Source organism: Streptomyces sp. (assembly GCF_036524955.1).
In the GTDB taxonomy this organism is placed as follows: domain Bacteria; phylum Actinomycetota; class Actinomycetes; order Streptomycetales; family Streptomycetaceae; genus Actinacidiphila.
This window is the reverse complement of the sequence record NZ_DATDBG010000067.1, coordinates 1-6,405: the sequence shown is the minus strand read 5'-3', so window position 1 is coordinate 6,405 and position 6,405 is coordinate 1. Positions and strand designations below refer to the sequence as shown.

General features: G+C 71.5%; 5 protein-coding genes. 4 read left to right on the top strand and 1 reads right to left on the bottom strand.

From position 1 onward, the window contains the following. Positions 1-427: 427 nt before the first annotated feature. The 4 genes from VIW71_RS05755 (at position 428) to VIW71_RS05740 (ending at position 5,330) form a co-directional block, all read left to right on the top strand. Positions 428-1,753 (top strand): ABC transporter substrate-binding protein, encoded by a 1,326-nt coding sequence (locus VIW71_RS05755; protein ID WP_331620876.1) that lies wholly within the window; start codon positions 428-430, stop codon positions 1,751-1,753. Positions 1,754-1,766: 13 nt separating this feature from the next. Then, complete coding sequence (locus VIW71_RS05750) at positions 1,767-2,753, top strand: carbohydrate ABC transporter permease (protein WP_331620875.1); 987 nt, start codon at positions 1,767-1,769, stop codon at positions 2,751-2,753. Then, a complete protein-coding gene (locus tag VIW71_RS05745) occupies positions 2,750-3,619 on the top strand; it encodes a carbohydrate ABC transporter permease (protein WP_331620874.1) in 870 nt (289 codons plus the stop codon). The genes VIW71_RS05750 and VIW71_RS05745 overlap by 4 nt, the downstream gene beginning before the upstream one ends. Before the next feature lie 124 nt (positions 3,620-3,743). Beyond that, entirely contained in the window at positions 3,744-5,330 is a 1,587-nt protein-coding gene (locus VIW71_RS05740) for an alpha-amylase family glycosyl hydrolase (RefSeq protein ID WP_331620873.1), read from the top strand. A gap of 47 nt (positions 5,331-5,377) precedes the next feature. Here the strand turns inward: VIW71_RS05740 and VIW71_RS05735 are convergent, their stop codons facing one another. Further along, complete coding sequence (locus VIW71_RS05735; protein ID WP_331620872.1) at positions 5,378-6,310, bottom strand: SCO2521 family protein; 933 nt, start codon at positions 6,308-6,310, stop codon at positions 5,378-5,380. Positions 6,311-6,405 lie beyond the last annotated feature (95 nt).

The window sequence follows — 6,405 nt, the reverse complement described above, 5'->3', positions numbered from 1 at the left end:
CGCCCCCCGTGGGCCGAGCCCCGGGGGGCGGATGCCCCCGAGGTTCGCCCAGTCGCAGGGCGCGCCGACGGGTGGCGCCCCGACAGGGGCGCGGGAACTGCGCGCTTGGCCACGAGGGCGCCGCAGCCCGGGCGGGACGGGACTCGCCGAGACCCTCCCGGTCGTGGCCGTGGCGCCGCGAGGGGGCGGGTGATCGCGCAGTTCCCCGCGCCCCTGCTCGCCTGCCCCGCCCGGGCCGGGCCGCGCGCAGCGCCTCGCCCCGGCGGCTTCGCCCCGCGCTCGGCGGGCGCGCCCGGGCGCCGGGTGCCCTGGCGGACAGACAGCACCCGGTCACGGAAACATAACGTCATGCTTTCTTGATTGACGAATAAAAGTAATCCCAGCAGACTCTCGTCCACTCATCGGAACCACTCAACGGGGAGCTTCCATGTACCGAACGAGACGCCGCACCCCCCTGTTCGCCGGCGCCACCGCCGTACTGCTGCTCGCCGCGACCGCCGCCTGCTCGTCCTCTTCCGGAGAGGAGTCCGGCGCCTCGGCCGACGGACCGGCCACCGGCACCATCACCTGGTACACGGCGAAGTTCGGGCCGGGCGGGACCGACATCCGCCAGACGCTGGTGGACGCCTTCGAGAAGGAGAACCCGGGGATCAAGGTCAAGATCCAGACCGCACCCGCGGACACCGACGCGGCCCGCGCCACGATCACCACCCAGATCTCCGGCGGCTCCAGCGACTTCGACCTCTACAACGGCGACGTGGTGTGGCCCGCCGCGTTCGGCAAGGCCCAGCTCGCCCTGCCGCTCAGCGACCACCTGCCCGACTCGTACTGGAAGACCTTCTCGCCGGGCCTGGTCGACGGCCTGAAGTACCAGGGCAAGGTGATGGCAGCCCCGCTCTTCACCGACAACGCCTTCCTCTTCTACCGCAAGGACCTGCTGGCCAAGGCTGGTCTGCCGGTGCCCACCACCTGGGAGGAGGTGCAGAGCGAGGCCAAGCAGTTGCAGGACAAGGGCCTGGTCACGTACGGATTCGCCGGCCAGTGGGCCTCCTACGAGGGCCTGACCTGCGACTGGACCGAGTTCGCGGCGGACGCCGGCACCAAGATCGTCAACGAGGACGGCAGCAAGTCCGTCATCGACTCGGCCGCCTCCGCGAAGGCGCTCGCGTACATGAAGGGCCTGGTCGACAGCGGCGTCGCCCCGAAGTCGATCACCACCTTCAAGGAGCAGGAGTCGCAGACGCTCTTCACCAGCGGCCAGGTCGCCTTCATCCGCAACTGGGCGTACGCCTACGGTGACGCCGCCGCTCCCAGCACCTCCAAGATCGTCGGCAAGGTCGGCGTGGTCAACCTGCCGACCTTCCAGGGCCGGCCGGGCCCCGGCTACACCGCCACCGGCGGCTGGAACCTCTACGTCAACCCGCACAGCAAGCACATCGCCGCCGACCTCGCCTTCATCACGTGGATGACCGGTGCGAAGGCACAGCGGGCCCTCGCGGTCGACGGCGGCCTGCTGCCCACCCTGGCCGGCGTGCTGGACGACCCCGAGGTGCAGAAGGCCAACCCCGTCTTCTCGATCGCCGCGAAGAACAAGCTGGTCTCCCGGCCCTCGAACGCGGCGGAGTACGCCAAGGTCAGCCAGGCCGTCTACAGCAACGTCAACGCGGCGCTCTCGGGTGCGACCTCGCCGTCGGGCGCGCTGTCCAAGGCGGACGGCCAGATCAACGACGCCCTCAGCGGCAGCGGACTGTAGACCGGCCGCCGCCATGACGATCGATCACGCCCCCGGCCGCCGGCCGGCCGCCACCCCGGACGGCGCGGCGCCGCCCGCCGCGCCGGACCGGCGCCGTACACGCCCCCCGTCCCTGCGACGCCGGTCCGGCCGGCTCGGCTGGCTCTTCTCCGCGCCCGCGCTGCTGGTGGTGGGAGCCGTCACGATCTTCCCGATCGTCTTCTCGGTGCTGATGGGCTTCAGCCACGTCACCGTCACCGGCGGCGGCTTCTCCCTCTCCGGCACCACCGGCGAGAACTTCTCCCGCGTCTTCGGCTCCGAACGCTGGCGGCACGCCCTGGAGTTCACCGTCGAGTACACGGTCGCCACCGTCGTCGTGGAGACCGTGCTCGGCACGCTCATCGCCCTGGTACTGGAGAAGCTGACCACCGGGCGCGGCTGGATGATGGCGCTGCTGCTGCTGCCCTGGGCCATGATCACCGTGGTCTCCGCCGAACTGTGGGCGTACGTCTACAACGGCGTCTACGGAGTGCTGAACGCGGTGCTCAACCCGATCGTCGGGCACGACGTCAACGTGCTCGGCCACTCCTTCTCCGCGACCGTCGCCATGGCGGTGGCGGACATCTGGAAGACCACACCGTTCGTCGCCATCATCGTGCTGGCCGGCCTGGTCATGCTCCCGCACGACGTGGTCGAGGCGGCCCGCATCGACGGCGCGGGACCGTGGACCGTCTTCTGGCGGGTGCGCCTGCCGCTGCTGCGGCCGACGCTGGCGATCGCGGTGATGTTCCGCATCCTCCAGGCGTTCGGCATCTTCGACCTGCCGTTCGTACTGACCGGCGGCGGCCCCGGCAACTCCACCGAGTCGCTGGCCATGCTCGGCTGGCGGGTGATGATGCAGGACCTCGACTTCGGGCCGGGCGCCGCCGTGGCCACCACCACCGCGGCCCTGGTGCTGCTGGGCTGCCTGCTGTTCCTGCGGGTCTTCAGGGCCCAGGTCGGAAGTGAGGATCTGTCGTGACCGCCACCCTGCCCGCCGTCCCGCCGCCGCCCGCGACCCGTCCCCGTAAGCGCCGCATCACCGGTACGCACGTGGGCGCCGTCCTCATCGCGCTGTTCGTGGCCGCCCCGCTCTACTGGATGGTCGCCACCACCTTCAAGAGCCCGGCGGACATCGGCTCCACCCCGCCGAGCGCGGTGCCCACCTCGCCGACCTTCTTCAACTACCGGGAGGCGTTCGGGACGTACCACTTCGCCACCTACATCCAGAACTCCGTGGTGGTCACCCTGATCACCACGGTGCTCGTGCTGGCGCTGGGCACCTTCGCCGGATACGCGCTGGGCCGGCTGCCGGTGCGGGGCCGCGGCGGCATCATGACCGCGCTGCTGATGATCTCGCTCTTCCCCGGCGTCGCGGTGGCCGCGCCGCTGTACCTGCTGATGCGGCAGATCGGCTGGCTCAACAGCGACCAGGGCCTGATCCTCGCCTACACTGCGCTCAACCTGCCGTTCGCGATCTGGATCCTGCGCAACTACTTCATGAGCATCCCCAAGGCGATGGAGGAGGTCGCGTGGGTCGACGGCGCGTCACCGGTGCGCACCGTCACCAGCGTGATCCTGCCGCAGGCGCTGCCGGGCCTGTTCACCGCCGGGGTGTTCACCTTCACCGCCTGCTGGACCGAGTTCCTGATCGCGCTGACCCTCAACAACGACGACAGCCACCGCACCATCCCGGTCGGCATCGCCCTGTTCGGCGGTCAGTACGTCACTCCGTACGGCACCGTCTACGCCGCCGCGGTGGTGGCGATGCTGCCGATCGCCCTGCTCGTCCTCGTCTTCCGCCGGGCGGTGGTCTCCGGGCTGACCGCGGGCGCCGTCAAGGGGTGATCCCGTCGGTGAGAAGTGAGGACCCGCCCCCGCCCGGTAAGGAGTGAGCACCCGGCCCCCGCCCGTACCGCCCGAAACCCGTGCCGTTGGAAGATCCTCGCCGATCTCAGAAAAGAGGCGTCACTTGACGACCCCGTCCGCGCCCGCCACCACCCCCGACTGGCTGTCCGACGCCGTCCTCTACCAGATCTACCCGCAGTCGTTCGCCGACTCCAACGGCGACGGCATCGGTGACTTCCCCGGCGTGCTGGCGCGCATGGACTACCTCGCCTGGCTCGGCGTCGACGTCATCTGGTTCAGCCCCTGCTTCGCCTCGCCCTTCGCCGACGCCGGATACGACGTCGCCGACTATCTCACCGTCGCGCCGCGCTACGGCACCAACGACGACCTCCAGGCGGTGATCGAGGCCGCCCGGGAACGCGGCATCCGGGTCATGCTCGACCTGGTCCCGGGGCACACCTCGCACCAGCACGAGTGGTTCCGCAAGTCCGCCGCCGACCCCGAGGACCACCGCTACATCTGGTCCGACCGGGTCGGCGCGCCGGTCAGCAAGTGGATTCCGGCGCCCGGCACCCGCGAGGGCTACTACCTGGCCAACTTCTATCCGGTACAGCCCGCCCTCAACTTCGGCTACGCCCGGATGAACCCCGCCGAACCCTGGCGGCAGCCGGTGGACGCACCCGGGCCGCAGGCCAACCGGGCGGCGCTGCGCGAGATCATGGCGTACTGGTTCGACCGCGGGGTGGCCGGTTTCCGGGTCGACATGGCGGCCTCCCTGGTCAAGGACGACCCGGACCTGGTCGAGACCGGCCGGCTGTGGACCGAGATGCGGCAGTGGATCGACCGCGAATACCCCGACCGGGCGCTGATCTCCGAATGGGGCGACCCGGGCGTCTCGGTGCCGGCCGGCTTCCACGCCGACTTCTTCCTGCACTTCCTCGGCGACGCGCTGCGCTCCCTGTGGGACAACAGCCAGGGCAGTCACAGCCACGGCTGGCACACCGACCCCTGTTTCTTCGCCCCCGAGGGCCAGGGCTCCATGCGGCCGTTCCTCGACACCTGGCAGCGGGCCGTCACCGCGATCGGCGGCGTCGGCCACATAGCGCTGCCCACCGCCAACCACGACTTCTCCCGGCTGGCCTGCGGCACCCGCACCCGCGCGATGACCGCGCCGATCTTCGCCTTCCTGCTGACCTGGCCCACCCTGCCGACCATCTACTTCGGCGACGAGATCGGCATGCGCTACGTCCCCGGCACGCCCGACACCGAAGGCGCCGACCTCGGCGACGGCCAGCTCCGGCAGGGCTCGCGCACCCCCATGCAGTGGGACTCCGGCCCGGGTGCCGGCTTCTCCACCGCCTCAGCCGACCGTCTCTACCTGCCGCTCGACCCGGACCCCGGCCGGCCCAGCGTCGCCGACTCGCTGAACGATCCCGGCTCCCTGCTCCACCAGGTCCAGCGCCTGATCGCGCTGCGCAAGGCTCACCCTGCACTGGGCAGTTCGGCGCCGGTCGAGGTACTGCACGAGGACTACCCGCTGGTCTACCGCCGCGGCGACAGCCACCTCGTGGTCGTCAACCCGCGCCGCGAACCGGCCCGCGTCACCGTGCCGGGCACCGGATCGCTCCGGCCGCTGGAGGTGCACGGGGTCACCGTAAACGGTGCCGAGGTGATGGCGGACGGGTTCTCGTACGGGGTTTTCACGCGGTGAACGTCCCGGCCGCGGCGGCCGTCACCAGTGCCCCAGTGCCGCACCGGTCAGACGAGGGTCTGCCACTGGCGGGAGAACCCCGGTTCGCGTTCGAGGGTGGCCCAGACGACGGCCAGGTCGCCGTGGATCCGGGCGCCCGGCATCCACAGGTGCAGCAGGTGGTCGACGGCCGGGCGCAGGGCGGTCAGTACGGCGGGCCCGTCGCCGGCGCCGAGCCGGGCGCGTTCGACGAGGGCGATCAGGGTGGTCAGTAGCCAGTCGTGCAGGGCCAGGTCCTCGCAGAGCGCGGCGAGCGTCTCCGGGTCCGGCCGTGGGGTGCGAACGATCACGGTCCGCAGGCCGTCGTCGGCGACCGTGAACCGCTCGATGGAGGGGCCCTGCCCGTCGTCGGCGGGCAGCGCCGCCCAACGCAGCCGAGTGCGACCGGACTTGAACGGCGCCCGCTGGTCGAGCAGCGGATGCCGCAGCACCCGGTCGAGCAGCCGCTCGGCCACCGCGCCCGGGTTCAGCACCCCGGCCGGCAGCGGTGCCGCGGCCAGGAACCCGTCGGCGGCATCGCGCGAGGTGTGCCTGCCGAGGGGTTCCACGACGCCGGGCCGGATCAGGTAGTGCCCCCAGGGCTGCCGCCGGTCGCCGTCGCCCGGCCGTACGTGGGTGAACGCCGAGGATTGCAGCACCCGCCCCTCGGTGAGCACCGCGCGGGTCCGTACGGTGCCCACGGCCCGGGTCCTCGCCCCCGACGCGGTCGGCAACGGGCAGTCCACCCCGGTCAGCAGGGGCGGGGAGAGCACCTGCAGGTTGGGCCGCTGGGACAGCCGTACCCGCTCGTCCGGCCGCAGATCGAGCAGTTGGGCGGCGGTGCGGCCGATCAGCGCCTCGGAGGTGCGCAGCACGCTGGTCCGCACCTCGCCGCAGACGAAACCGCGCGGGTCGGGGGTCGTCCTCGCGTTTCCCGCGCTCGTCGCCGCCCTGCCCGTCACAGCTCGGGCTCCGGTCCCGTGTCCGGTGCCGGATAGAACACGTACGCGGCCCGCTCGGCGATCTCGGCCGGTACCTGGACGCCCTCACCGGCCGC

Bases quoted from the DNA above. Each gene is read 5' to 3' on its own strand.
- VIW71_RS05755 (WP_331620876.1), top strand. From the start codon at position 428: ATGTACCGAACGAGACGCCGCACCCCCCTGTTCGCCGGCGCCACCGCC.
- VIW71_RS05750 (WP_331620875.1), top strand. From the start codon at position 1,767: ATGACGATCGATCACGCCCCCGGCCGCCGGCCGGCCGCCACCCCGGAC.